The following is a 24,114-nucleotide window of genomic DNA, read 5'->3' as shown; positions in this document are numbered from 1 at the left end:
TATTAACATAAAGGATTCTTATAAATTCTAAAAATTTCGTTTTAAATAAGCGATTAGTTCATCTTTATCCCATGTATTAATGACATTTTCCTTTTTAATCCACCCTTTTATTGCAGCTGAAACGCCATAGCCCATATCCTCTAGCATGTCCATATTATGCGCATCTGTGTTAATGACCAGCTTTACACCCTTTTCTTGGGCCTTTTTAATATATTCTGAAGAAAGGTCCAATCTATTCAAATTTGCATTTAATTCTAAAGCCGTATTCGTTTCCTTTGCTAGTTCAATTAACATATCTACATCAACGTCATAGCCTTTTCTGCGCCCGATGATCCTTCCTGTAGGGTGTGCAATGATATCGACATGTAGATTTTCTAAAGCCGTTTTTAAGCGCTCCATAATTTTTTCTCTAGGCTGTGAGAAGCTAGAATGAATGGATGCAATCACTACATCAACTTCCCTAATGATCTCGTCATCATAATCAAGTCTACCATCTGGCAGGATATCCATTTCAACACCGGTAAATATCGTGAAATCATCATATTTTTCATTTAATCGTTTAATTTCTTTGTGTTGTTCTAGTAAACGCTCTGGTGTAAGTCCGTTTGCCACACGTAAGTATTGGGAATGGTCTGTAATCGCCATATAGCGATAGCCTTTTTCCCTGCATGCCTCCACCATCTCTTCGATTGTATAGGCACCATCACTCCAAGATGTATGCAAATGGAGGTCACCTTGTATATCTTCGAGGTGAATATGTTCAATTTTCTGTTGGAATGCTTCTACTTCAGAGCCATCCTCTCTAAGCTCTGGTGGGATGAAGGTAAGACCAAAATAGTGATAAAATTCCTCTTCTGATTCAAATGTTTTTATTTCACCCGTTTCACTGTTTTCAACACCATACTCACTAATTTTTTCACCACGTTCTTTTGCTAATTGTCTCATTCTCACATTATGTTCTTTGCTTCCCGTAAAATGATGAAGGGTGGTTGCAAACTCATGGGGTTTCACAAGACGAAAATCGACTGAAATGTCATAGCTGTAAGAAATTTGCACAGAAACCTTTGTATCGCCACTTGCAATGATTCCATTTATCCCGTTTAATTGTAAAAGCTGTTCCCTTACTTTTTCAGGATCATTGGTTGCAATAATAAAATCAAGATCTTTTATTGTTTCTCTCATACGGCGGAGACTGCCGGCACGTGAGAATGTCACGATTCCTTCCATCGCACGAAGCTGTTCCTCGATTTCTTCAGCAAGTGCAAGCATTAATGCAATCGGCAGGCGATCTGGTCGTTTGCCATATTCCTCAATAGAAGCGAGTATTTTTTCTTCTGTTTTCTTTCCGAAACCTGCTAAATTTTGAATTTTTTCATTTAGGCATGCTTGTTTTAGCATTTCCATATCCTCAATACCTAGTTCTTGATAAAGCTTAGCTATTTTTTTACCACCTAGGCCCGGCAAATTAAGTAAAGGGATGAGGCCTTCTGGTACTTTTTCTTTTAATTCATTTAATACGGTTGATTCTCCTGTTTCGATATATTCTGTAATCACCGCTCCTGTACCCTTGCCGATGCCAGGTAATGCCGTGAAATCCTCGATTGTCGATAAGCTTCGTTCATCATTTTCCAGGGCTGCTGCTGCTTTTCGAAAGGCTGATATTTTAAATGGGTTGTCCCCTTTTAATTCCATATAAATTGCAATTGTTTCTAAAAGACGGATTACATCCTTTTTATTAATTGTCATAGTTACCACCTACCTATATTCCATACGTTTATCTATCCAAAATGATACAGATTTTTTGCAAAAAAGTCACTAATTGTGGGTTTCCTTGTCTAGTTCATAAAAAAAACTTCTCTATAAGAGAGAAGTTAGATCCACATTTCCTTAATTTTACCGGTAAAGAATGGTGTATGTTGGACAATCATTTTAGCCATAAATGAATCATTGAGATTCGATTGAACAACTTCTACCGGAAGTAGTGCGCCGATATAAAGCACGATAAATACAATTAAGTACACTTCAACAAAGCCTAGTAAACCGCCACCCAAACCATTGATTTGTTTTAAAATTGGTAGATTTGCAAGGAAATCAAGCATTGAACCAATGATTTGCCATAGAAACTTTGTTGCAAAGAAAATAATGGCAAAGGCAATGGCACGGTAATAAGCTGTTTCTAAATTTGTACCCTCAAATAAAAACCTCATTGTTTCAGCGTCACCGAATGTTGGATAGGGTATCCATAATATTAATTTTGGCATAAGTTCATCATAATAGAGGTACGCAACGATAAATGCAACAATAAATCCAGTAAGATGAACGATTTGAAGGATAAATCCTCTTCTTAAACCTATTAAGAATCCCATTACAAGGATGATTATTAAGACTAAATCGAACATATCACGTCAATCCTTTTCATTTTTTGCTTGTTCTAAACGTTTTTCAAGCTCTTCATATTCTTCTTTTAATTTTAAATGTTCATGAACAATATTAACCGCTGTTAATACTGCTAATTTATTAATATCAAGTGTAGAATTTTTACTGCTTATTTCTCTCATTTTATCATCAACAATTGAGGCCACAAGGCGTATATGGCTTGTGCTCTCAGAACCGATAATCGAATATTGCTGCCCATATATATCTACAGTTGTTCTTGTTTTTTGTGGCTGTGACAAGTAGTTGGCCTCCATTCTAGTCAATCCTATTGATAATAATACCATGAACACGATATTTATGGAAAGAAATCTCAACAAACGTTATGATAGAATATGTAGATTTTAATCTAATTTTAAGTAGGGGTTGTTATTTTTGTCTAATGCTGTATTAAAATGTACCCTAAAAACGATTGAAAAGATGAAGACGCATTATAAAAGTCAATTGCAGGATAAAATTCCACAGGGTGGAGTATTTGTTGCCAAACTTCCAAGCTGTACCATTACAGCATATAAGTCTGGGAAAGTATTGTTTCAAGGTAATAGCGCTACAAGCGAAGCCCAAAAATGGGGTAACTCGGAAGTGACAACTACTACTTCTACAAGGAAACCTGTTCCAAAAAATAGCGGCTTACCACCTAATATCGGAACCTTATCAATGATCGGTTCTGATGAAGTTGGGACTGGTGATTATTTTGGCCCAATGACAGTCGTTGCTGCTTATGTTTCTAGTGATAAATTTGCTTTATTGAAGGAACTTGGGGTAAAGGATTCAAAAGATCTTAATGACAAACAAATTTGTGAGATAGCTGAATCGATTATTCATGTGATTCCATATAGCCTATTAATTTTACATAATGAAAAATACAATGAGCTTCAAGCAAAAGGTATGACTCAAGGAAAAATGAAGGCATTGTTACATAATCAGGCAATTGGGCATGTACTAAGAAAAATTGCTCCCGCTGCTCCAGATGGTATTTTAATCGATCAATTTGCTGTTCCTGATGTGTATTTTAAGCATTTATCTGGTCAAAAAGAAATCATTAAGGATCATGTATATTTCAGTACGAAGGCAGAAGGTGTCCATCTTTCAGTTGCTGCTGCCTCAATCATAGCCAGATATGCTTTCATTAAAGAGTTTGACAAGCTAAGTGAAGAGGCTGGACTTGAATTAAAAAAAGGTGCTGGAGCGCAAGTGGATGTAGTTGCAGCTAAACTTATCAAAAAGCTAGGAATAGGAGCGCTACGCCATTTTACTAAGCTTCATTTTGCCAATACAGAAAAGGCAAAGAAAATAGCTGGAATCTAAACAGGAGTGGGCAAAAGCCCACTCCATTTTTTTATGAACGCAATGTTGCATTGAATTTTTCAGCAACAGCTTTTAAGACTTTATCATGCGCTTTCGTTACTTCTTCCTCAGTTAAGGTGCGATCAGGATCAAAATACTTGATTGAGTATGCAACTGACTTTTTACCAGGTTCCATACGCTCTCCTTCATAAAGGTCAAAGATTGTAACATCGCGAAGTAGCTTACCACCTGCTTCAATAATAACTTGCTTCATGTCACCTGCAGCCACTGATTGATCTACAACAAGTGCAATGTCACGAGTCATAGACGGGAATCGTGGAATTGGTTGATAAAGGATTTCTTCTACATCTGCTTCCAGTACATCCTTCAATGATAATTCCGCCACATAAGTTGGCGTTAAATCTAAGTCCTTTTGGATAGTTGGATGAACTTGACCAATAAATCCAATTTCTTTGTTATCTAATAACACGGCAGCTGTACGTCCAGGATGCATCCCTTCCACTCTTGCTTGTAGGAATGATGTTCGGTTTTCAAGACCTAGCTTTTCAAAAAGTCCTTCTAAAATTCCTTTTACCACATAGAAGTCTACTGCTTTTTTCTCTCCTTGCCATGTTGGTGATAACCATGAACCAGTAAGAGCAATCGCTAAGTGTTCCTTTTCGTCTGGCAGTTCTTGGTTCGGTCTGGTAATGAATACAGAGCCCGTTTCATAAGTTGCTACACTATCAATTTGACGTGCAAGATCATGTGACACAACCTCTAATAAGTGTGGAAGTACGCTTAATCTTAATAGACTACGTTCCTCACTCATCGGCATAGCCAAACGAATTGGCTCACTTCGTTCGAGCGCATATCTATTTACTTTTTCAGCACTTGTAAGTGAATATGTGATGCTTTGATATAATCCAACACCCTCTAAATATCTTCTTACTATGCGGCGCTTTGCTTGGTAATTCGTTAATCTGCCAGGATTTGATTCTCCAACTGGAAGAGTTGTTGGTAATTCATCATATCCATATAAACGTGCTACTTCCTCGATTAGATCTTCTTCAATTGTAATGTCCGGTCTGCGAGTCGGTACAGTAACAAGGAATTTGTCGTTATCAACAGTAAATGAGAATTTTAGATTTGTGAAAATCTCTTCTACTGTTTCTTTTGAAATGGCAGTTCCTAGTACTTTGTTGATTCTCTCAAGTGTTACGGAAACATTCACAGGTTGAATGTCAAGATTGTCGACTGCAACTGCACCATCAAGAACAACACCGCCTGCAAGCTCAGCCATAAGCTCAGCCGCACGGTCTGCAGCTTCTCGAGTGCGGTTTGGATCAATTCCTTTTTCAAAACGAGCACTAGCTTCACTTCGTAAACCATGATCTTTAGATGACCTACGAATTGTGCTGCCTGTAAAATAAGCAGACTCGATTAATACAGTTGTTGTGTCGTTTTTTACTTCAGAATTTGCTCCACCCATTACACCCGCAAGTGCCACTGGAACTGTTCCATTAGTAATTACAAGATGCTCATTGGTCAAGGTACGCTCTGCATTATCTAATGTCGTAATCTTTTCTCCGTTATTCGCACGTCTTATGAGAATTTCTTTAGAATCTAGACGATCATAGTCAAACGCGTGTAATGGTTGACCATATTCTAATAAAATATAATTTGTAATATCGACAACATTATTATGAGGACGGATTCCTTCTGCCATCAGACGTGTTTGAAGCCATAATGGGGATGGACCTATTTTTACGTCCTTCACTACTCGTGCTACATATAATGGATTGTCTTCTTTGGCTTCTACTGAAATTGAAATATAGTCTTCTGCTTTTTCCTCTGAAGTTGTCACTTTGGGTTGTGGGAGTTTTACGTCTTTTCCTAAAATAGCCGCAACCTCATAAGCAACCCCCATCATACTCATAGCATCAGCACGATTAGGTGTTAATCCTAACTCAAGAACTTTATCATCAAGATTTAATTGAGTAATAGCGTCTGTTCCTGGCTCAACATCATGTGGGAAAACAAAGATTCCTTCCGCATATTCCTTTGAAACAAGCTTTGATTCAAAACCGAGTTCTTGTAGAGAACAAATCATCCCATTTGATTCTTCGCCACGAAGCTTTGCCTTTTTGATTTTAAAATTACCCGGTAAGACAGCCCCTACCTTTGCGACTACGACCTTCTGGCCTTTAGCAACGTTTGGTGCACCGCAAATAATTTGAACAGGCTCATCTTCACCTAGATCAACAAGACATTTATTTAATTTGTCGGCATTTGGATGCTGCTCACATTCTAATACGTGACCTACGACAATCCCGCTAATGCCTTCTCCTAAATGATCGACACCTTCTACTTCAATTCCGCTTCTCGTAATTTTTTCTGCTAATTCTTCTGCTGTTACTCCTGATAAATCAACGTATTCCTGTAACCATTTATATGAAACAAACATTGTCTTATTCCCTCCTTAAGCCCGATTAAATTGTTTGATGAAACGATTATCATTCGTGTATAAATGACGAATATCATCAATACCATATTTCAACATTGCAATACGCTCTGGGCCCATACCGAACGCAAATCCTGTATATTTCTTTGAATCAAAACCTGACATTTCAAGTACATTAGGGTGAACCATACCAGCACCTAAGATTTCAATCCAACCTGTTTTCTTACATACATTACAGCCATCCCCTCCACACTTAAAGCAAGAGATATCCATCTCTACGGAAGGCTCAGTGAATGGGAAAAAGCTTGGGCGCAGACGGATTTCACGGTCCTCTCCAAACATCTTTTTCGCAAATGCATTTAACGTCCCCTTAAGATCACTCATACGAATGTTCTCATCAACAACCAATCCTTCAATTTGTGTGAATTGGTGAGAGTGTGTCGCATCGTCGTTATCACGGCGGTACACTTTACCTGGACAGATAATTTTTACAGGGCCTTTCCCTTCATGTTTTTCCATTGTTCTCGCTTGAACTGGAGATGTTTGAGTACGAAGGAGAATATCCTCTGTAATATAAAATGAATCCTGCATATCCCTTGCTGGGTGATCTTTCGGTAAATTTAATGCTTCGAAATTGTAATAATCCTTTTCAACTTCAGGTCCTTCCGCAATGGAATAACCCATTCCGAGGAACAAATCTTCAATTTCTTCAATAACCTTCGTAAGTGGATGTGGTCCACCTACTTTAATCGGTCTTCCTGGAAGTGTGACATCGATTGTTTCAGATGCTAATTTTTTTTCAACTTCGGCTTTTTCGAGTAGTTCTTGTCTTGCCGTTAATTTTTCAGTGATTTGCTCTCTGACTTCATTAACAAGTGCCCCCATTTTAGGACGCTCTTCGGCTGATAGCTTGCCCATTCCTCTAAGTACTTCTGTAATAGGACCTTTTTTACCTAAATAAGCAACACGAATATCATTTAATTCTTTAAGATTCGTTGCAGCTTCAACTTTTGCAAGAGCTTCCTCTTTCAGCTCAAGTAATCTTTCTTGCATTAATAATTCCTCCTTTTTCTTAGAAAAGCCCAAGGCGCCCGGGTTGAGGAACATCGACTAATTACCGCCACGTCCTGTGGCGAACGTCGATGTCAGCACTTCCTGTGCAAGTCAAGCACAAGACGAGCACTGACAGAAGGCGCTTTTTGCCTTTAGAAGTGATTGGCTTGTAACCTCGAGCCGATGGCGCCTGGAGCTAGACATTAAGACAAAATAAAAAACCTCCATCCCAAAAAAGGGACGAGGTTTAGATTCGCGGTACCACCCTTGTTAACAATTACAAATTCATAATTGCTCACTTCGTTTCGATAACGGCAAATGCCGGTACACCTTTACGTCCTTGCTCAGACGGTCCAAGTGCCAACTCAAGAGGTGAATTCACTTTCTTCTTCTATAAAAATGCTTGCAGTCACGGCATTTTCTCCCTGAATAGTGAGTGGAAAGTTACTGGTCTCTATCATTGTTTTTTACTATATGTAAATGCATATAAATTATATTATACGTATCTTCGAGGTGCAAATCAAACCCATTTTAATTCTTTTTACTTAAAAAGGGGAGATAGAGAATAAAAAACATGATTAATGCGACTACTTCTAAGGATAAGATATACCACGGGTATGGACCAAGAAAGTCGATTAGGCTCGGGTTCATTGGTTTTCGGGCAAGAAACATATAGTTTCCACCTGTTGCTTTGTTAACGAAAAAAACGATGAATGCAATGACATTCAATGCTGCAAATGCCTTCCAAATCGACTTCAAAGTCGGTCTATAATTCTCGTACCAAAGCATGTATAAGCTTGATAAAATAATCGCGATATGGGCTAGGAAAAAGTGAAAATAACGATAATGCGGAAAGTCATAGGCAAGCTCCGGAGTAAGCATCGCTTGAAGGGCACCACCTATGCCTAAAAAATAGGTCACTTCAAATAATAAATAACTTCGCGTGATAAGCATGATGATACTTAAAAACAATGAAATTGAGCAAAGCTGAAATGGCAGGGAATCAATCGGATCCCATACTCCCGTATTCACGTACCAAAGATAAAGGGATAACTCACTAATTAATAGAAATATCGCGATTGTATAGCGAATAACCGAATTTCCTTTTTTGACTCTTGCCCTAAAAAGAAATAACAGAACACCCGAGACGATAAGCAGGCCAAACATCACAACATGCGAAAAAGATAACCAATGAAACGGTTCACCTATAATCGAACCCCCAAAATAGTCGTTTATTTTACTCCCCCCTATTTAACGCAAATGATAAAGTAAAATCCCCGCTGCTACAGCAACATTTAATGACTCGCTTTTTCCGTAGATTGGGATATAGAGATTTTGATCGGTTTTCTCTAATAATTCAGGGTCTACCCCATTTCCTTCATTTCCGACCAGTATAGCAAAGGAATCCTGCACAGAAGCCTGTTTATAGTCAACTGCATTTTTTAAAGATGTTCCGTAAACTTTAATTCCACTTCGCTTAAGTTGATCAATCATTTCATGTAAATTTGCTTTTATTATAGGTATATGAAAAATCGATCCCTGTGTCGAACGAATCACCTTCGAATTGTAGACATCAACGCTTCCTTCACCAACGATCACAGCATCGATGCCAGCTGCATCTGCAGTCCGAATCATGGTTCCAAGATTACCAGGGTCCTGGACTGCATCTACTAATAATACCTTCGAAACCATTCCGCCTTCCTGAACAGTATACTGTTCACAAATAGCAGCAACTCCCTGTGAGGTATCCGTATCACTTATTTCCTTCATTATTTTTTCGGTCACAATCGTAATCGATAAATGATCTATATTCCAGATTGATGGGATGTCTATTGTTTCACTTATGATTAATTCTCTTATATTAACATTACTTTTTAGAGCCTCTTCGACTAAATGAAATCCCTCAATCAGGAAGGTTCCCATTTTATCACGTTCTTTTTTGGTATGTAGTTTTTTCCATTGTTTGATTTGGGGATTTTTATTTGATTCAATTCGCTTCAAGTTACTAATTGCTCCTTTTTGCTAATTCTTTTTTCCATTATATCCTAACGAAGATACATAAAAAAGGCAGATAGCGTAAAAGATACTAAAGAAAAGTTACATAGGAAAGGTGTGCATGTGAATGAACTTGAACTTAAGACACGCTGTTAAGCACAATGTCTCTGGAAATTCTCAAGCTGAATTAGAAGATACAATCGTAGATGCGATTCAAAGCGGTGAAGAAAAAATGCTCCCGGGATTAGGAGTATTGTTTGAGGTGATTTGGCAAAATGCAAGCGAAGAGGAAAAACAAGAGATGCTCACAACATTAGAGCAAGGATTAAAGCAATAAAAGAAGAAAAGCCGATGACTTGGACTTACGAATCATCGGCTTTTTATTATCAATCAAATTTAATTTTATTAACTGTCTCTTCATCTAGACGTTTAATCACTTCTGCAATAAGTTTCACGGCATTTTCATAATCATCACGGTGAAGAATACCAGCATGTGAATGAATATAGCGCGTTGCGATTGTAATCGCTAACGCTGGGACACCTTCAAGTGAAATGTGGATGGATCCTGCATCTGTTCCACCACCAGCAATTGCATCAAATTGATATGGAATACTTAGTTCATCTGCTACTTCCACAACAAAGTCCCGCAATCCTTTATGTGAAACCATAGAAGCATCATATAAAATGATTTGTGGACCCTCGCCCATTTTACTTAACGCTTCTTTTTCAGAAATACCAGGAGTATCACCGGCAATTCCAACATCAACAGCTATTGCAATATCAGGCTTGATCACTGTTGCAGCCGTTTTTGCACCGCGAAGCCCCACTTCCTCTTGAACGGAACCTACGCCATAAACAATGTTTGGATGCTCTTCATTTTTTAAATATTTTAATACATCAATTGCTATCGCACAGCCAATCCGGTTATCCCATGCTTTTGCCAGTAGCATTTTTTCATTATTCATCACCGTGAATTCAAAATACGGTACGACTTGATCACCCGGTTTTACACCGAATTCAAGGGCTTGCTCCCTACTCGCTGCACCAATATCAATGAACATATCTTTGATTTCAACAGGCTTCTTCCGTGCATCAGCAGATAAAATATGTGGAGGTTTTGAACCAATTACACCTGTAATATCTCCTTTACTTGTAACAACGGTTACTCGTTGCGCAAGCATTACCTGTGACCACCAACCTCCAACCGTTTGGAATCGTAAAAATCCTTTTTCATCAATTTGTGTTACCATGAAGCCAACCTCATCTAAATGCCCAGAAATCATGATCTTTGGACCAGTTGCATTGCCTTCCTTTTTCGCGATTAAACTTCCTAAACCATCGTACAAAATTTCATCAGAATATGGAGCTATGTATTTTTTCATGACTTCACGAGGCTCTCGTTCATTACCGGGAATTCCTTTTGCATCGGTAAGATCTTTTAGCATCGTTAGTGTTTCATCAAGCTTTGTCATCAGTAAACCACCTAACTTTCGTGAATTTGACTATTTCATTATACAGAAAATAGTGGTAATGGAGCAATTTTCTGGGGAATTATTTGGTCCCGCTTGACCCAAATCCACCTTCTCCTCTTTCTGAAGCAGCCACTTCATCAACCTGAAGCAAATTCACCTGAGCCACTGGTGCAACCACCATTTGTGCAATCCTCATTTGTTTTTCCACGAGAAATTCTTGTTTCCCATGATTAATTAAAATAACCGCAATTTCTCCACGGTAGCCTTCGTCAATTGTACCTGGACTATTTAAGACTGTTACCGAATGTTTAAGTGCTAGTCCACTTCTTGGTCGTACTTGTGCTTCTGTTCCTGGTGGTAATTCAATTTTGATACCCGTTTTGATTAATTCAGCCTCACCTGGTTTAATTAATTTTTCTTCTGCAGAAAATAAATCTAAACCTGCATCACCAGGATTCGCTTGCAATGGAAGCCTAGCATCCTTGTTTAGTAACATTACCTTCAAATTGTATGTCATATAAATATCCTCCTCTAGAAAAAAATTATAACAAATTTAAAATAACTTGAAACCTTTTGTCGGGGTTACTCGTATATGTTGGCAGATTGAAAATGGAGGGAGCCCTCTTATGTTTGTTTTACTTATTCGTTTTGTCATCTTACTTCTAATTATTTTCTTATTATATCGGATTTTTAAGTACGTACTAAATCCAAAGAGGAAGCTTGAGCTCGCTCAAGACAAAAAAGAATTCTACTTACTTGATGACATCACAAATGTCCATAAAAATTTTTTATTAACGTATAAGGGAGTTTTATTTGAAGGAGAAAAATATTTAGGATCTACGAAGAAATCATTTGAGGTTGTCTCTATTTTTGTATGGGCCAAAACTGATAATTTAAAGGGATTAACCTATACGGATTTCCAATACATTGAACGTAGAATTAAAGAATTTTATCCAGATTCAAAAATTGATTGGAAAAGTCCAATAAAGGAATTAATAAAGGAAAACAGTCGCGAGCGGTAAACTCACGACTGTTTTTTCATTGATAAGACCTGCCTGCTTTCGGGTTGAAAAATTCATGCCATTTGATAATGACTTGTTTTTCTCTTAGTAGATAGAACAAAAGGGTGAGTGCAAGGAGTATTGCAAGAATTACAGTCGTAGAAAATTCACGAATAAATTGACCAAAAACAGTGTATAGAAGGGCTACTGGGATATTCGTATGAAAAGAGGCTTTGGCATATTCTCGAAAATTTCTAGTGACATCAAGGATGCACAATGATAAAAGATGAAAATTAATAAAAGGAATAAGTCGTAGAATTGCAATTTGACCAATAGTGAAATTCACTTTTTCACCCAACCATTTTTGCTTGAGTGTATTAATTTTTTTGGACAGTCTCGGAACTTGCCTGTATAAAAAATAAAAAAGAATGCTGAGTATCGTTAATCCAAGTATAGAATAGATTGTGCCGAATACAGAACCGAATAAAATCCCCCCGACGATACATATAACAGGAACTGGTATGAAAAAGAAAGGACGGATCAGATGTATCGCTATAAAAATGATGGGGGCAAGCAGTCCAGTGGATTCAATAAAAACGAACAGCAGTGTCATCGTATCATCCAAATGTACAACTCACCTCTTTCGATTAGAACCTAAGAAAAGTGCTATTTAAACATATACAATCGTACAAGTAGTTATGACAAGTGACCCAAAATATATATGTAGAGGCCAATTGTAAGTACAGTAAGTATAGGTAGAAGAATCACAAATTGCATATGCTTTGTCTTATGTCGAAATTGCTTCATTCCAACAGTTGCTCCAAGAGCTCCGCCTAAAAGGGCGACAACCCAAATATGTTTTTCAGAAATACGCCATTTGTTGTTTCTTGCCCTGTTTTTATCGATGTACATGAGTAGGAAACCGTACGCATTTAGAAGTACAAAGATTAAAATAATATAAGTCATCATTATTCCCCCATAGTTAACTAAAAAAGGTTACTCTCATTTTACAATGGGAGTAACCTTTTTACCTACACTTATTTGCTTAGGTTGTTTTTTGCTACAGTTGCTAATTCTGCGAATGCCTTTTCATCGCTAACAGCAAGGTCAGCAAGCATTTTGCGGTTTACTTCGATACCAGCTACTTTAAGTCCGTGCATTAAACGGCTGTAAGATAGACCATTCATACGAGCAGCTGCATTGATACGAGTAATCCATAGCTTACGGAAGTCGCGTTTCTTTTGACGACGGTCACGGTAAGCATACATTAATGATTTCATTACTTGTTGATTTGCAACTTTATATAAAGTGTGTTTTGAACCGAAATAACCTTTAGCTAATTTTAATACCTTTTTACGACGTTTGCGTGTAACAGTTCCGCCTTTTACTCTTGGCATTTTGTTTCCCTCCTAGAATCTATATCAATCAATCAACGATTATTTAATGTTGTCTAACATGTGGCGAATACGTTTGAAATCGCCTTTGCTTACTAGTGAAGCTTTACGAAGCTTACGCTTTTGCTTTTGAGATTTATTTCCGAATAAGTGGCTTGTATATGCATGTGAACGTTTAAGCTTTCCAGATCCTGTTTTCTTAAAACGTTTTGCAGATCCACGGTGTGTTTTCATTTTTGGCATAGGGAGTTCCTCCTCAATTCATTACTTTTCGATTTTAGGTGCTAGTACTAAAAACATACTTCTTCCATCCATTTTCGGGTGGGATTCAATAGTAGCTACTTCAGCACAAGCTTTAGAAAAACGATCTAAAACACGTTGACCGATTTCTTTATGTGTAATCGCACGACCTTTAAAGCGAATAGATGCTTTAACCTTGTCACCTTTTTCAAGGAATTTAATTGCGTTACGAAGCTTTGTATTAAAATCATGCTCATCAATTGTCGGACTAAGTCTAACTTCCTTAATATTGATAACCTTTTGGTTTTTACGAGCTTCTTTTTCTTTCTTTTGTTGCTCAAATCGGAATTTACCGTAGTCCATAATACGGCATACAGGTGGTTTCGCGTTAGGTGCAACCAATACAAGATCAAGATTTGCTCTAGCAGCAATTTCTAATGCTTCACTTTTGGATTTAATTCCTAGCTGATCACCATTTTGACCAATCAAACGAACCTCACGGGCACGAATGCCATCGTTTACCATCATGTCTTTGCTAATAATTAGCCACCTCCAAGGTTTTTTAACTTACTCTGACTAGCCTCAGCGCCCGGCAAGACGCTTTAAGCCTTTCAAATGAATGCCTCGTTTGAAATCTTGCGCATTTTACAGATTTGAGACAAATAAAAAAGTGTGAATGCATACACACCCACACCATTACAATTCATTTACATACGAATGATTAATGAACGTAAGACCTACCAACTGCAATTTGCGTCAATCAGGTGAGAAGCGGGTGCTTCTACTTTCTCAAACAAGTATTCAATTACCTTAGAAAGTATAACATTTACGATGGTATCTGTCAAACGGTGCATGACTAGAATAACACAACGAAATTTATTCTAGCATGCACTTTTATGTTTGACAAGCACTTTTTACTTTTTAACTTCCTGTAAAATATTTGCAAGGAATGTATCGAAAGACATTGTCTCAGATTTCTGTTCGCCATAACGGCGTACATTCACTCCTTTTTCCCCCACTTCATTGTCCCCTACAATAAGCATAAATGGAACTTTTTGCATCTGAGCTTCACGAATTTTATAGCCGATTTTTTCATCACGATCGTCTATTTCTACGCGTAGACCTTCAGCTTGAAGTTTCTCTTGAACGCTCTTCGCATATTCTAAATGAACGTCTGGAGAAACCGGGATCACTTGAACTTGAATAGGTGCTAACCAAGTTGGGAATGCTCCCTTATATTCTTCGATTAAATAGGCAACAAAACGTTCCATTGTTGAAACTACACCACGGTGAATGACAACTGGACGATGCTGTTTTCCATCTTCACCGATATAAGTTAAATCAAAGCGCTCTGGTAATAAGAAGTCTAGTTGAACAGTTGAAAGAGTTTCATCTTTTCCAAGTGCTGTACGAACTTGAACATCAAGTTTCGGACCATAGAATGCTGCTTCACCTTCGGCTTCAAAATAATCGAGACCAAGGTCATCCATAGCAGCCTTTAACATAGATTGTGCTTTTTCCCACATGGCATCATCATCAAAGTACTTTTCAGTATCAGCTGGGTCGCGATAAGATAGACGGAAGCTGTAGTCTTGAATATCAAAGTCCTTATATACTTCTAGAATAAGGTTGACCACGCGTTTAAATTCTTCTTGAATTTGATCTGGACGAACAAAGATATGCGCATCATTTAGAGTCATTCCTCTAACACGTTGAAGACCAGATAATGCCCCACTCATTTCATATCGGTGCATGGTTCCTAATTCAGCGATGCGGATAGGAAGCTTGCGATAGCTGTGAATGCCATTTTTATAAATCATCATGTGATGTGGGCAGTTCATTGGGCGAAGCACAAGCTCTTCATTGTCCATTTCCATTACCGGGAACATGTCGTCTTGATAATGGTCCCAGTGACCAGAAGTTTTATAAAGATCGACATTCGCTAGGACAGGTGTATACACATGGTCATAACCTAATCTAACTTCTTTATCCACGATATAGCGTTCGATGACACGACGAATTGTGGCACCTTTAGGAAGCCATAATGGCAAGCCTTGACCCACTTTTTGCGAGTTTGTAAACAGGCTAAGTTCCTTACCTAATTTACGGTGATCTCGTTCTTTTGCTTCTTCAAGAAAATGAAGGTGTTCTTCAAGGTCAGCCTTTTTGAAGAATGCAGTTCCATAAATACGTTGAAGCATCTTATTGTCGCTGTCACCACGCCAGTATGCACCAGCAATACTTAATAGCTTAAATTCTTTAATTTTTCCTGTAGAAGGAACATGAACACCGCGGCAGAGGTCAAAGAATTCACCTTGTTCGTAAATAGTTAATGTATCTCCTTCTGGAATATCTTGAATCAGCTCAAGCTTAAGCTCGTCACCAATCTCTTCATATCTTCGAATCGCATCATCTCGCGAAACCTCAACACGGTGAATTTCAAGATTTTCATTGACAATTTTCTTCATTTCTTTTTCAATTATCGGCAAATCTTCAGGTGTTAATGACTTTTCCATATCAATATCATAGTAGAAGCCATTTTCAATAACTGGCCCCACTCCAAGCTTGACGTCTTTATAAAGACGTTTAATCGCTTGAGCCATTAAGTGAGCTGTACTGTGTCGCATAATCTCTAATGCTGCGTCAGTATCTTGGGTAATGATTGCAATATCACCATCTTCATGGATTTCAGTTCGCAAATCGATTTCTTTGCCATTAAATTTACCAGCAATCGACTTTTTCTTTAGTCCTGGGCTGATTGAGCCTGCAATTTCTTCTGTTGTTGTACCTTTTGGAAACTCCTTCACTGCTCCGTCTGGGAATGTAATTTTTACTACATCTGACATCAGTTTTCAACTCCCTTTTTTAATAAAAATAAAAAATACCCGTCCCTATAAAAAGGGACGAGTATTTATATTAAATATCGTGGTTCCACCCAAGTTCCCATGCTAGACTTAAGTCTATTCATGGCTCAAGAAATAAATAACGGTTAACCCGTCAGTAATTACTGCTTCGATAAACAAAGGTTCACTACTGAAGTTTAGAGGTGGTAAAAGTATCATTCGTGTTAGGAAGCTTCCAGCCTTGTCTTCCCTCTCTGAAAACCGTAATCATACAATCGTGTCCTCATCATAACTTTTAAATTATTGACTACTCATTATATGAGTATTTGTAATATGTAGGTATTATAGTCTTAATTAAAAGTTAAATCAAGGGCACTTTACATAATTTAAATTTTTTTTGCTTTTAAGCGTCTATTTTCAAAGGATTTCTTTGTGTAAATCGTGACATTTTCTAAAAAAATATTATGAATGGTTTGGATCATTCCATTGTCAATCTGATCCGTGTAAATTGAAATAGATTTTGGTGCAATCGACACTAAGGGTGCCAAAACAGCAGAATCAATGTACATTGGCTGGTGCAAAATTAATTTTCGGTCGATAAATTTAAAAAGCTCATCTCGCTTAATTTCAGTAAACGTGTCATTAAAAAAATAAAATTGCTCGTCATGTAAAATATGTAATTGGTCTAACTTCGGTTCACGCTTTTCTCGAAATTCTCGCAATCCCTGGATAAATGTTTGATACTCCTGCTCCAGCTTGTACTCATCAATAGCTGACTCAACAATTTGGAGCAGTGCCTCATTATACGAACGCATGCGAAACTTTAAAAACGATTCGAATGAAAAAGAAATAGGAGTTTTCAGGAAATCATGAAGTGCTTCTGCAATCAATTGCTCCCGTGGAACGACTTCCTGCACCGCAGGAATATCGGGGTTATTCCCATCCATTAATGCTTTTGTAATTTCCAAAATTTGTTTCTTCTCCTCGTAATCGGTAAAGTAAAATAAGTTTTCAATATAATGGAGAATCCAATGATCCTCTTTGTTTTTGATAATGAATTCGGTCATCACAGGAATGATTACGACCTGAATCACATATTGTATTTTTTTCGATGTGAAAACAGATACCACATTTTCTTCCTCATTTACAACCTCTATGTAATCTATAGAAAGAGCTTTTGCCTTTTTAAGCAAGCCCTCATACATGTTTTGTGCATCTGTTATTTCTTGAAAATGCATTTCAATCAAGCTAGTCCCCCCCTAATAGCCAATACCATTACCCTGTTAAATGTATATGGCAAGTAGGACAACTTTAGAATATAAAAAAATAGCTATCCCTTTTTTGAGATAGCTATTTATTCAGTAGCGACGGTTTTTTCCTTTAAGTTCAACTGGTTTCGCTAAATATTTAATTCGTTCCATAATTCTAGCTGCTTTTACTTTTTCCTCTTCACCACGCTGTGTATAAGATAAGTGGTGTTCGAGACCTTTAAAATCAAAATTTGAAGTAAAGAAGGTTGGCAGGTTTTCAAGCATACGATATTGGAGAATACTTCCAAGAATATCATCTCGCATCCAGCTGGACATGGATTCTGCTCCAATATCATCAAGCATTAAGACTGGCACCTTTTTAACTGCATCAATTTTTGAATTGATGGATTGATCCTGTAAGGATCCCTTCAACTCCCTCATGAATTCTGGTACATACACCAGCATTGATGCTACCTTTTTTTGGGCCAAACCATTTGCTAAGGCTCCTAGAAAATAAGTTTTTCCAATTCCAAATGAACCGTGCAAGTATAGTCCTTGCATCCGTTTACCAGGCTCATAATGATCAAGAAATTCTTGAATTAACAAAATGGCATCAGAACGCCCCTCATCAAATTCAATGGATGCAAGGGAAGCATCTAGAATATCCTTTGGCACATACATACTTTTAATTAATGATTTATACTTAACTTGTTCATCATACATGACCTTTTTCGGACATCTTTCATAGCTTAAATCAATTGCATTTCCTTTAAGTTCAAGATGAGGATGATATCCCTTGAGCATATTTTTACATGTATCAAGGCTTTCACATTTCGAACATTCCTTGCTTTGGTTAATATACTCGTAGAGTTTCACAAGACTTCTATTAATCGTATCATTCGAGATTTCGTCTTGATGGTCATTTATAAAGTCCCTTACCTCAGGATGATTCAATACTTCATGCTTAATTTGTTCATAGCGCTGCTGAAAGCCAGTATTATTTGATAGATTTTTTAAAGAATCCTGAATCGGCTTCATCTTTTCACCCCCACCTTAATTGTTACTTTTTTTCAGCCTTTCCTCAAATAACCGTTTCTTTTCTTCAAACAATGGATCATGTGTTTCCTCAGGTTTTGAATTTTCTATATTTGATCCTTCTTCTTCTTGCTTTAACCAATCAGGCAATAATTCTTTACGAATCGGCTGCCTTTTATATTTATTTGCTTTTTTATCAGCAGTCCAATTATGCTTCTTCGCTGTTTCCATTGCCTCTTTTACGGTCTTAATATTCAAACGCGCCCAGTTGCTAGCGATGGTTTCAATATAGGACTTCGTAAGTCTCATATCCGATTTTAACATGACATAATACAACAGTACATTCACAACACCCGGAAGAAGGTTTTGCCGGAACATGACCTCTTCAATGATTTTTAATTCCGAAACAGACGGCTGCGCCCCTCCAGATACATCAATTAGAAACTCTTTTGGTGAGATTCTTTCAAGTTTTTGAATTAACTCCTCTTCTTTTGTTTGCGGAATTTTATTTACCATCGTTTGATTTGGTAATGGTTGAACTTTTTCCGTTAGTGTAGGTAATTCATTGCCTGTTTCAAACTGATACCAGTCCCTTGAAGCCCTTCGCAACTTCTCAATATCAATTTTTTCATTTGGGTCAAGAGCACTCATGACAATCCCCTGCATGTCAATTGGATCAATTCCGTAGAGGAAGGAAAGCTTTGTGATTGCTTCCTTGACTCTAGGGGTAATCGATTTTTTAGGGATCATCACCTCTGAAATCCCTGCAAAGAACAGCTCAAAATTAAAACGTTCATTTTCAATGAAAAGCTTTTTCTCTTCATTTCGGTCCATGAATTCTGTATTTTTATCCCGTTCTAGATTTTGATTCATTTCATCACTAATCGTGGAAATCATTTGCGAGACTCTAACTGATTCAAAAACTTCACTGAAGGCTTTTGTAATAGGTTTGTACGAATCCAAATCTACTTCATTATCGGAAAAGAACTGTTTAAGTTTAAAGAATTTACTCTTACCAAGCCGGTTATATAAGTAAACGTTGAGTACACCATCCGTAAAAAAAGCTCTCGGTGAAAGAGGTGATTGTAGCTCGTAGATAAAACTTCTTGTATCCTCATCAGACTTCACGAATGTTTTTAAAAGGCCGATGCCTTCAAGCTTTAATCGTTCTTGATAAATCTCTTCTAAATTCGTTTGAAGAAGTGCCATTAACGTATAATGGGTGCTTTCCTCACTCCAAAGTCGGTTTTGCTCCAACTCACTCCACAGGGTCATATAAAGACTGAAGGCTTTCATTCCAATTAGAGGCTGGTATAGCAATGATATAATTTTCCGATCATAGTCATGTAAAAGGTCTGCAGCATGAACCATATAGCGATCAACTGGTACTAATTCCTTCCAATGCTCCATTTCATCAATGCCTTCCATTTCTTTATCATTTCTCTCTTATAGTTAAAAAAAGAGCTTAAAAAGATTCTTAAGCCCTTAGCGTTCCCGTTTAATTAATTCTTTTAATTCATCAATAAAAACATTTATATCTTTAAACTGGCGGTACACGGAAGCAAAGCGGACATATGCCACTTCATCCACTTTCGCCAAATGATTCATTACATACTCACCAATAATATCACTTTGCACTTCTGCAATCCCTTGACTACGAAGTTCCTTTTCAACCTCATGGGTGATATCCTCTAACTGCTTTAAGGAAACTGGACGTTTTTCACAAGCTTTAATAAGCCCACGCAGCATTTTTTCTCTGCTAAATTCCTCACGTGTTCCTTCTTTTTTAACAACAATTAAGGGGATTTCTTCCACTTTCTCGAATGTTGTAAAACGGTATTGGCATTTTTCACATTCGCGTCTTCTACGGATTGAACGACTATCATCAACTGGACGTGAATCCAATACTCTTGTTCCATTATGATGACAAGTTGGGCATCTCATTGGTAACAACTCCCTTCCGAGGAGATCTCTATGTATTTATCTTATAAGAAAGATTTTTAGAGGACAAGGGTTTTTACTCACAAATCATGATTCTCCCTTTCCAATTAGCGGAAGCTCTTTATCTAAGTGTTTGTATAAATTCGTAATTACCTTTCGGCTATAGCCAAAGTCAATTGGTAACAATAATGTTTCCGTTGTAACTGCAAAATCAATGGCTGTCTCAAATGGCCTAACGGAAACAATGGTTGCTACAACAAAGGCTTTTCTTCCTTTTTTAACTGAGATGCTCATTTCTCCGCGTTCTTCAGAAACAGAATTGAGATGGTATCCATCTAAATTGTTAATCACTTTCTTGACGGCTTCAATCGCTTTTTTGTTTGTAGTTTTATAATAATGACTTCTTAACAGCTCGTCCGAGTGTTTATCTCTCGTTTCACTATGATTCGTAAAAAACGTTTGCAATCCCAAATTTCCCACTCCTTATGTAAAATCTTTATTATTAAAAAATGATAGTAGTTAATGATGTAAAAAAAGAGGTGTAATTTATACACCTCTTTCTATTTTAGTTGATTCGTATTTATTTTTAAAGTACTTTAACTTGTGCTGGCTTTACTTGCACTGGGCCCATGCCCCTTGGGAGTTCAATGTTCTCGCGTGTTTGAGCACCAAGAGCCTCTGCAATATGGTCTGCAGCAATGTTTGGATCTAAATCTCCACAGGTGTAAACATCAATACTTGCGTATCCATGTTCAGGAAAACTGTGGATGGTTAGATGTGATTCCGAGATGATTACAACTCCACTTACACCTTGTGGGGCAAACTTGTGAAAAGCTACCTCACGAATTTCTGCACCTGACTTAAGTGCTGCCTGAACAAAAGTTTCTTCAATACCTTGCACGTCGTTTAATTTTTCGAAATCGCAACCCCATAGTTCTGAGATTACATGACGTCCCATCGTTTCCATAATTTAATTGTTCCCCCTCTTACAATGATTTCGGGTGAGTTCTTCGCGTAAAGCATGAGCATAACTACCACGGGGGAAAGTTAGTCCAGAGAGGTCCTAACCCTTTAAGTAGTTACAAAAGCATAAGCCTTTAAGAAGTTCACGAAACTTAGTATACTTTGTTTATTTACTTTTAGCAATAACTTTATAAATAATAAAATAAAAACCTTCCCGCAATTGGGAAGGTTTTACATTAGCCGACTTTGACTTCTTTTTTTTGGACGATTTTTGCTCCTACATACTTAACCAAATCTACAACCCTACAAGAATATCCCCATTCATTATCATACCAAGCTAATACTTTTACCTTACGTTCTCCAATGACCATTGTTGATAGGCCATCAATAATAGATGAATGTGGATTTGTATTGAAATCAATTGAAACTAATGGCTCTGTCGTAAAATCTAGAATTCCTTTCAATGATCCCATTGAAGCAGTGATAAACGCTTCGTTAATTTCTTCAATCGTTACGTCCCGCTCAACATCTACTACTAAATCAACTAACGACACATTTGGAGTTGGTACACGAAGTGCCATTCCATGCAATTTTCCTTTAAGTTCAGGCAATACCAGTGATAATGCTTTTGCTGCCCCAGTTGATGTAGGAATAATGGATTGTGCACAAGCTCTTGCTCTTCGTAGGTCCTTATGTGGATTATCGATATTTTTTTGATCATTTGTATAAGCATGAACGGTTGTCATTAAACCGTTTACAATTCCAAACTGTTCATTTAACACCTTTGCAACGGGTGCTAAACAATTTGTTGTACAAGATGCATTTGAAATAATAGCATGGTTGTCAGGATCATACTTATCCTCGTTAACACCCATTACAATTGTAATGTCTTCATTCTTACCAGGTGCAGTTAAGATTACCTTTTCTGCTCCAGCCTGTAAATGTAAGTTCGCCTTTTCCTTTGAATTAAACTTTCCTGTTGCCTCAATCACAATATCTATATTTAATCTCTTCCAAGGAAGCTCTAAAGGATCACGAGAACTAAGAAGTTGTACACGCTTTCCATTCACGTATAGAGAATCTTCGCCTGGTATGACCTCCGCATTGAACTTTCCATGGTTTGTATCATATTTTAAGAGATGTGCTAGCGTTTCAGCTGGGTAGCTTGCATTGATTGCAACTATTTCTAAAGAATCATCCATAATTGCATTTCTAAATACCATTCTTCCAATACGGCCAAATCCATTAATTGCGATTCTTGGCTTCATTACAACCCCTCCAGGATATATGTTATACTCATCACACTCGATATTCACAATTAGTATAACACATTAGAGAGGATATGTAATATTATTATTCTATTTTTTATAAAAAATGGTCATTTATACACCTCATGCATCTTTTTTAAACATAAAAAAGGCATCCCATTAGTAGAGATACCTGAATTTCGTTTTATGATGCTTTATTTTAAATACCCCATTCTTTGCAAATTTCATGAAACTGATCCTTTGTCTTTTCAATTGTGCCATTATTATCAATAACCGCATCTGAAAGTTGAATTTTGTCCTTCAGTGGCATTTGAGAATGAATTCTCGCCTCTGCCTCTTCTTTGTTAAGATTATTGCGATTCATAAGACGCGCTAACTGGATTCCATAATCAACATAAACGAGGAGGGTTCGATCGACTAATGAGGTTAATTTGCTTTCAAATAATAATGGAATATCTAATACAACTGTTTCTTCACCGTTCTTAATATGCGCTTCCCTTTCCTTCAGCATTTGTTTCCGAACGGCCGGATGAACAATTGAATTTAATAATAGACGCTTTTCTTCACTAAAAAAGACGACCGACCCTAACTTTGGACGGTCAATTGACATGTCGGGTAATAATATATCTTTGCCGAATGATTCAACAATTTGTTCATATGCCTCTTCGCCAACTTCCACAACTTTACGTGCAATAACATCTGCATCAATTACAACAATTCCAGCTTCCTTAAACATCTGGGATACTGTACTTTTTCCACTCGCAATTCCACCTGTTAATCCGATTGTTAATGCCACGTATTTTCCTCCCTGCTGTGTTTTTTAAAATTTCCATAATCCAATTAAAATCAGTAAGATTCCAGGTAAAAATGAAAACTTCTGGATCCATCTTTTCTTGGAAAAAACAGAACCACTTCTGATACCTGTATAAACAAAAAGTGAGCTCATGAAAGCAACCAATAAAGCCATTACCCATGGCGAAAATCCTAGTAAAGCAGCACCAATTCCTGCACCAAAAGCATCCAGCGAAAGGGCAAGGCCTAATAAAAATGCTTCAAGCCCTGTAATCGTACCTGATTTATCAAAGTCTGCAGCCATAGGCTTCTTCAAAATATTTATAACAAGTCCAAGTGACTTTATTTCTACCTTCACTAAGAGTTTTTCTTCGTTCAGATCGGAAGCTTGGGATGCTGGACGAAAAAACTGAAACAATACCCAGGCACCAATTAATACGAGTACGATTCCGCCAAGACGGTCGGCAGTTGCAGGAGATACAAATATTGCAATCGATTTACCTACCCCCATAGCAGCTGCCATCGTTACCGCAGAACAGCATGCTATCGTTATAATGGATTTGAATGGTAATTTCATTTTCCTTATACCATATGTGAAACCAACACTAAAACTATCCAAACTAACTGCAAATGCTAATAAAACGAGTGACGCGAACTGGGACATCTCATAGAGCTCCTTCCTA

General features: G+C 37.4%; 27 protein-coding genes and 2 other annotated features. Of the genes, 3 read left to right on the top strand and 24 right to left on the bottom strand.

Annotated elements, in window-relative coordinates; translation table 11 throughout:
* Positions 1 to 27: 27 nt before the first annotated feature.
* The 3 genes from polX to zapA form a co-directional block, all read right to left on the bottom strand.
* Complete coding sequence (gene polX, locus V7138_RS04505) at positions 28 to 1,746, bottom strand: DNA polymerase/3'-5' exonuclease PolX (protein WP_335394558.1); 1,719 nt, start codon at positions 1,744 to 1,746, stop codon at positions 28 to 30.
* Between the two features lie 125 nt (positions 1,747 to 1,871).
* Positions 1,872 to 2,399: a CvpA family protein gene (locus V7138_RS04500; protein ID WP_335394557.1), complete on the bottom strand. Its 528-nt coding sequence runs from the start codon at positions 2,397 to 2,399 to the stop codon at positions 1,872 to 1,874.
* Between the two features lie 6 nt (positions 2,400 to 2,405).
* The gene (zapA, locus tag V7138_RS04495; RefSeq protein ID WP_335394556.1) at positions 2,406 to 2,675 is read right to left on the bottom strand and encodes a cell division protein ZapA; all 270 of its coding nucleotides are present in this window, start codon (positions 2,673 to 2,675) and stop codon (positions 2,406 to 2,408) included.
* Positions 2,676 to 2,808: 133 nt separating this feature from the next.
* Here zapA and rnhC point away from each other — a divergent pair, with 133 nt between their 5' ends.
* The gene (gene rnhC / locus V7138_RS04490; protein ID WP_335394555.1) at positions 2,809 to 3,741 is read left to right on the top strand and encodes a ribonuclease HIII; all 933 of its coding nucleotides are present in this window, start codon (positions 2,809 to 2,811) and stop codon (positions 3,739 to 3,741) included.
* A 31-nt stretch (positions 3,742 to 3,772) separates the two neighbouring features.
* Here the strand turns inward: rnhC and pheT are convergent, their stop codons facing one another.
* From pheT to V7138_RS04470, 4 genes are all read right to left on the bottom strand, one after another.
* The gene (pheT, locus tag V7138_RS04485; protein WP_335394554.1) at positions 3,773 to 6,187 is read right to left on the bottom strand and encodes a phenylalanine--tRNA ligase subunit beta; all 2,415 of its coding nucleotides are present in this window, start codon (positions 6,185 to 6,187) and stop codon (positions 3,773 to 3,775) included.
* Positions 6,188 to 6,202: 15 nt separating this feature from the next.
* Positions 6,203 to 7,237 (bottom strand): phenylalanine--tRNA ligase subunit alpha, encoded by a 1,035-nt coding sequence (pheS, locus tag V7138_RS04480; RefSeq protein ID WP_335394553.1) that lies wholly within the window; start codon positions 7,235 to 7,237, stop codon positions 6,203 to 6,205.
* 233 nt (positions 7,238 to 7,470) lie between these two features.
* Positions 7,471 to 7,707 (bottom strand) — a binding site (T-box leader).
* A 61-nt stretch (positions 7,708 to 7,768) separates the two neighbouring features.
* Entirely contained in the window at positions 7,769 to 8,446 is a 678-nt protein-coding gene (locus tag V7138_RS04475) for a YwaF family protein (protein WP_335394839.1), read from the bottom strand.
* 42 nt (positions 8,447 to 8,488) lie between these two features.
* A complete protein-coding gene (locus V7138_RS04470) occupies positions 8,489 to 9,238 on the bottom strand; it encodes a TrmH family RNA methyltransferase (protein ID WP_335394552.1) in 750 nt (249 codons plus the stop codon).
* A gap of 121 nt (positions 9,239 to 9,359) precedes the next feature.
* Here V7138_RS04470 and sspI point away from each other — a divergent pair, with 121 nt between their 5' ends.
* On the top strand, positions 9,360 to 9,569 hold the full coding sequence (gene sspI / locus V7138_RS04465; protein ID WP_335394551.1) for a small acid-soluble spore protein SspI: 210 nt from the start codon (positions 9,360 to 9,362) through the stop codon (positions 9,567 to 9,569).
* Positions 9,570 to 9,618: 49 nt separating this feature from the next.
* Here sspI and V7138_RS04460 read toward each other — a convergent pair whose 3' ends face one another.
* Both V7138_RS04460 and dut read right to left on the bottom strand, forming a co-directional pair.
* A complete protein-coding gene (locus V7138_RS04460) occupies positions 9,619 to 10,704 on the bottom strand; it encodes a M42 family metallopeptidase (protein ID WP_335394550.1) in 1,086 nt (361 codons plus the stop codon).
* Between the two features lie 79 nt (positions 10,705 to 10,783).
* Positions 10,784 to 11,221 (bottom strand): dUTP diphosphatase, encoded by a 438-nt coding sequence (gene dut / locus V7138_RS04455; protein WP_335394549.1) that lies wholly within the window; start codon positions 11,219 to 11,221, stop codon positions 10,784 to 10,786.
* Positions 11,222 to 11,330: 109 nt separating this feature from the next.
* Between dut and V7138_RS04450 the strand changes: the two genes are divergently transcribed.
* Positions 11,331 to 11,726 carry a sigma-w pathway protein ysdB gene (locus V7138_RS04450; RefSeq protein WP_335394548.1) on the top strand — a complete coding sequence of 132 codons (396 nt, stop codon included), beginning with the start codon at positions 11,331 to 11,333 and terminating at the stop codon, positions 11,724 to 11,726.
* Positions 11,727 to 11,742: 16 nt separating this feature from the next.
* On the opposite strand, the gene V7138_RS04445 is transcribed toward V7138_RS04450, so the two are convergent.
* From V7138_RS04445 to ytaF, 15 genes are all read right to left on the bottom strand, one after another.
* Entirely contained in the window at positions 11,743 to 12,330 is a 588-nt protein-coding gene (locus V7138_RS04445) for a TVP38/TMEM64 family protein (protein ID WP_335394547.1), read from the bottom strand.
* 71 nt (positions 12,331 to 12,401) lie between these two features.
* Positions 12,402 to 12,671 (bottom strand): DUF1294 domain-containing protein, encoded by a 270-nt coding sequence (locus V7138_RS04440; protein WP_335394546.1) that lies wholly within the window; start codon positions 12,669 to 12,671, stop codon positions 12,402 to 12,404.
* Positions 12,672 to 12,742: 71 nt separating this feature from the next.
* Positions 12,743 to 13,102, bottom strand: coding sequence for a 50S ribosomal protein L20 (gene rplT / locus V7138_RS04435; RefSeq protein WP_335394545.1), 360 nt, complete (start codon positions 13,100 to 13,102; stop codon positions 12,743 to 12,745).
* A gap of 39 nt (positions 13,103 to 13,141) precedes the next feature.
* Positions 13,142 to 13,342 (bottom strand): 50S ribosomal protein L35, encoded by a 201-nt coding sequence (gene rpmI / locus V7138_RS04430; protein ID WP_116351718.1) that lies wholly within the window; start codon positions 13,340 to 13,342, stop codon positions 13,142 to 13,144.
* Positions 13,343 to 13,363: 21 nt separating this feature from the next.
* Positions 13,364 to 13,882 carry a translation initiation factor IF-3 gene (gene infC, locus V7138_RS04425; RefSeq protein WP_335394838.1) on the bottom strand — a complete coding sequence of 173 codons (519 nt, stop codon included), beginning with the start codon at positions 13,880 to 13,882 and terminating at the stop codon, positions 13,364 to 13,366.
* A 115-nt stretch (positions 13,883 to 13,997) separates the two neighbouring features.
* Positions 13,998 to 14,132, bottom strand: a sequence feature (ribosomal protein L20 leader region).
* Between the two features lie 121 nt (positions 14,133 to 14,253).
* Positions 14,254 to 16,185 (bottom strand): threonine--tRNA ligase, encoded by a 1,932-nt coding sequence (gene thrS / locus V7138_RS04420; protein WP_335394544.1) that lies wholly within the window; start codon positions 16,183 to 16,185, stop codon positions 14,254 to 14,256.
* A 383-nt stretch (positions 16,186 to 16,568) separates the two neighbouring features.
* The gene (gene ytxC / locus V7138_RS04415; RefSeq protein ID WP_335394837.1) at positions 16,569 to 17,420 is read right to left on the bottom strand and encodes a putative sporulation protein YtxC; all 852 of its coding nucleotides are present in this window, start codon (positions 17,418 to 17,420) and stop codon (positions 16,569 to 16,571) included.
* 120 nt (positions 17,421 to 17,540) lie between these two features.
* Positions 17,541 to 18,470: a primosomal protein DnaI gene (gene dnaI / locus V7138_RS04410; protein ID WP_335394543.1), complete on the bottom strand. Its 930-nt coding sequence runs from the start codon at positions 18,468 to 18,470 to the stop codon at positions 17,541 to 17,543.
* Positions 18,471 to 18,485: 15 nt separating this feature from the next.
* Complete coding sequence (locus tag V7138_RS04405) at positions 18,486 to 19,895, bottom strand: replication initiation and membrane attachment family protein (protein ID WP_335394542.1); 1,410 nt, start codon at positions 19,893 to 19,895, stop codon at positions 18,486 to 18,488.
* 57 nt (positions 19,896 to 19,952) lie between these two features.
* On the bottom strand, positions 19,953 to 20,411 hold the full coding sequence (gene nrdR, locus V7138_RS04400) for a transcriptional regulator NrdR (protein ID WP_335394541.1): 459 nt from the start codon (positions 20,409 to 20,411) through the stop codon (positions 19,953 to 19,955).
* A gap of 84 nt (positions 20,412 to 20,495) precedes the next feature.
* Positions 20,496 to 20,879, bottom strand: coding sequence for a cytosolic protein (locus V7138_RS04395; RefSeq protein WP_335394540.1), 384 nt, complete (start codon positions 20,877 to 20,879; stop codon positions 20,496 to 20,498).
* A 115-nt stretch (positions 20,880 to 20,994) separates the two neighbouring features.
* Entirely contained in the window at positions 20,995 to 21,375 is a 381-nt protein-coding gene (gene speD, locus V7138_RS04390) for an adenosylmethionine decarboxylase (RefSeq protein WP_335394539.1), read from the bottom strand.
* A gap of 232 nt (positions 21,376 to 21,607) precedes the next feature.
* Positions 21,608 to 22,639, bottom strand: coding sequence for a glyceraldehyde-3-phosphate dehydrogenase (locus V7138_RS04385; protein WP_335394538.1), 1,032 nt, complete (start codon positions 22,637 to 22,639; stop codon positions 21,608 to 21,610).
* A gap of 199 nt (positions 22,640 to 22,838) precedes the next feature.
* Entirely contained in the window at positions 22,839 to 23,435 is a 597-nt protein-coding gene (coaE, locus tag V7138_RS04380; protein ID WP_335394537.1) for a dephospho-CoA kinase, read from the bottom strand.
* 24 nt (positions 23,436 to 23,459) lie between these two features.
* Positions 23,460 to 24,095 carry a sporulation membrane protein YtaF gene (ytaF, locus tag V7138_RS04375; RefSeq protein WP_335394536.1) on the bottom strand — a complete coding sequence of 212 codons (636 nt, stop codon included), beginning with the start codon at positions 24,093 to 24,095 and terminating at the stop codon, positions 23,460 to 23,462.
* Positions 24,096 to 24,114 lie beyond the last annotated feature (19 nt).

Source organism: Bacillus sp. JJ1533, from assembly GCF_036965045.1.
In the GTDB taxonomy this organism is placed as follows: Bacteria; Bacillota; Bacilli; order Bacillales; family Bacillaceae_L; genus Ferdinandcohnia.
This window is presented reverse-complemented; position numbering and strand designations above follow the sequence as displayed.